Below are 2,880 nucleotides of genomic sequence, written 5' to 3' on the forward strand. Positions count from 1 at the left end.
AGCTGTGCCTTACCGCCTACACCTGCGAGGACCTTTTTTGGCAAGACAACCTCCTCGCCGCCGCCGAGCAGGGCCTCGCGGACTTCGCGCAGGCGACCGCCGACCTCAACGCGCTGCTGCTCGTGGGCCTGCCCGTCCGCGTGAACGCCAAGCTCTACAACTGCGCGGCCGCCGTGGCCTCGGGTACGGTCCTCGGCATCGTCCCCAAGCGCTACCTGCCCATCTACAACGAGTTCTACGAAGGGCGCCACTTCGTCAGCGGGACCACGGACGTCGTGCCCATCGACATCGCGGGCGCCCTCGACGTGCCCTTCGGCACCTCTCAGCTCTTCACCTGCGAAGAAGTGCCCGAGCTCTCCGTCGCCGTCGAGCTCTGCGAGGATCTCTGGGTCCCCGAGCCGCCCTCGATCGCCCATGCGAAGGCGGGCGCGACCGTCATCGCGAACCTCTCGGCGAGCAACGCCGTCGTCGGAAAGGCCGACTACCGCCGCAGCCTCGTGTCCGGCCAGTCCGCCCGCCTGATCTGCGGGTATATCTACGCGAGCGCGGGCGCCGGCGAGTCGACGCAGGACGTCGTGTTCTCCGGCCACGACCTCATAGCCGAGAACGGCCGCGTGCTCGCGGAGGCCAAGCCCTTCGGCGACGGCCGCGCCGTCACGGAGCTCGACGTGCGCCTGCTCGCCGCCGAGCGCCGCCGCATGTCGACATTTGATGTCGTCGCGAGCCCCGTCCAGCGCGCCTACCACGTCTCGCGCTTCTCGCTCGCTGAGCAAGAGACGCGCCTCACGCGCTACGTCGACCCCCAGCCCTTCGTTCCCTCCGATGCCGCCCGCCGCGCCGAGCGCTGCGAGGACGTTTTCAACATCCAGGCGCACGGCCTGGCCAAGCGTCTGCAGCACACCCACGCGACCCACGCTGTCATCGGGATCTCCGGCGGGCTCGACTCGACGCTCGCGCTCCTCGTGACCGCGCGCGCCTTCGATTTGCTGGGCATCGACCGCTCGGGCATCATCAGCGTGACCATGCCGGGCTTCGGCACGACCGATCGCACCCACGACAACGCTACGAAGCTCACCGAGTCGCTCGGCGCCGACCTGCGCGAGGTCAACATCGGTGACGCCGTGCGCCTGCATTTCTCCGACATCGGCCACGACGAGTCCGTCCACGACGTGACCTACGAGAACTCCCAGGCCCGCGAGCGCACCCAGATCCTCATGGACATCGCCAACCAGGAGGGCGGCATGGTCATCGGCACGGGCGACCTCAGTGAGCTCGCGCTCGGCTGGGCCACCTACAACGGCGACCACATGAGCATGTACGCCGTCAACGCCAGCGTGCCCAAGACCCTCGTTCGCCACCTCGTCCGCTACGTGGCCGACACCTGCGGAAACCCCGAGGAGTCCGAGGTTCTCTACGACGTGCTCGACACGCCCGTCTCGCCCGAGCTGCTGCCCGCCACCGGCGACGGAAAGATCAGCCAGAAGACCGAGGACCTCGTCGGCCCCTACGAGCTGCACGACTTCTTCCTGTACGAGGTTCTGCGCCGCGGGACCTCCCCGCGCAAGGTCTACCGCCTCGCGCGCTACGCCCTGGGCAAGAAGTACGACGACGCGACCATCCTCAAGTGGCTGCGCGTCTTCTACCGCCGCTACTTCGCCCAGCAGTTCAAGCGCAGCTGCCTGCCCGACGGCCCCAAGGTCGGCTCGGCGGCCGTCAGTCCCCGTGGCGACCTGCGCATGCCCTCCGACGCCTGCGTCGCCCTCTGGCAGTCCGAGCTCGACGTGCTCGACTAGCGGCTGGCGGCCGGCAGCCTGCGGCGGCCGGCCCATCGGCTGCGCGTCAAACCCGCCACATCGGTAACCAAGCGCTCCGCGGCCCCGCCGCGGGGCGTTTTTTCTCGCTGCAACCGCCCAACCCGCGCCCCACAACCTCGGGTTTCTTCCCAGCAGTCACATAATCTAAGTGCCGCCTGTGAGATTTTTTGAATTCAGGTGGTATAACCCCCGCCCTCTGGGTATTATTCACAGCGTTGGACAAAGCGCCCGGCCCGAAGCGGCGCGCGGGCGCACTCAAAAGGAGGAAACACCATGACTCTGAAGCCTCTCGGCGATCGCGTTCTCGTCAAGCCCGCCCCCAAGGAGGAGAAGACCGCTACCGGCCTCTACATCTCCAGCGGCGCGCAGGAGAAGCCCCAGCGCGGCGAGGTCGTCGCCGTGGGCGCCGGCAAGCTCAACGACAAGGGCGAGCGCATCGCCATCGACGTCAAGGTCGGCGACCAGGTCTACTACGGCAAGTTCGGCGGCAACGAGGTCAAGGTCGACGGCGAGGACTTCCTGCGGACGACATCTACGCCGTCATCGAGGACTAGCTCCGAGCAAGCGCCCCGGCGCTTCTTACCACATCAATTACGAAATGATAAAAAGGGACTGTCCCTTTTCGTCATCGGAAAGGACTAACAATGGCTAAGGACATTTACTTCGGCACCGACGCCCGCGCCAAGCTCGCCAAGGGCGTGAACACCCTCGCCGACGCCGTCACCACCACCATGGGCCCCAAGGGCCGCTACGTCGCGCTCCAGCGCAGCTACGGCGCGCCGACCATCACCAACGACGGCGTCTCGGTCGCCAAGGAGATCGAGCTCAAGGACCCCGTCGAGAACATGGGCGCCCAGCTCGTCAAGGAGGTCGCCACCAAGACCAACGACACCGTGGGTGACGGCACCACCACCGCGACCCTGCTCGCCCAGGTCATCGTGAACGAGGGCCTGCGCAACGTCGCCGCCGGCGCCAACCCGATCGCCATCCGCCGCGGCGTCGACAAGGCCGTCGACGCGGTCGTCGCCGAGATGAAGAAGTCCGCGCAGCAGGTCTCCACCAAGGA

General features: G+C 67.2%; 2 protein-coding genes and 1 pseudogene. All 3 read left to right on the forward strand.

Going from position 1 to position 2,880, the window contains the following annotated elements:
* A partial coding sequence (locus tag ACT84W_RS08300) for an NAD(+) synthase (RefSeq protein ID WP_444328864.1) occupies positions 1-1,793 on the forward strand: 1,793 nt, incomplete at its 5' end.
* A 294-nt stretch (positions 1,794-2,087) separates the two neighbouring features.
* Positions 2,088-2,368: pseudogene (locus ACT84W_RS08305) on the forward strand (co-chaperone GroES).
* Positions 2,369-2,458: 90 nt separating this feature from the next.
* The coding region (locus ACT84W_RS08310; protein ID WP_444328865.1) for a TCP-1/cpn60 chaperonin family protein at positions 2,459-2,880 on the forward strand (422 nt) is incomplete at its 3' end.

This window comes from Paratractidigestivibacter sp., from assembly GCF_052362415.1.
GTDB lineage: Bacteria > Actinomycetota > Coriobacteriia > Coriobacteriales > Atopobiaceae > Paratractidigestivibacter.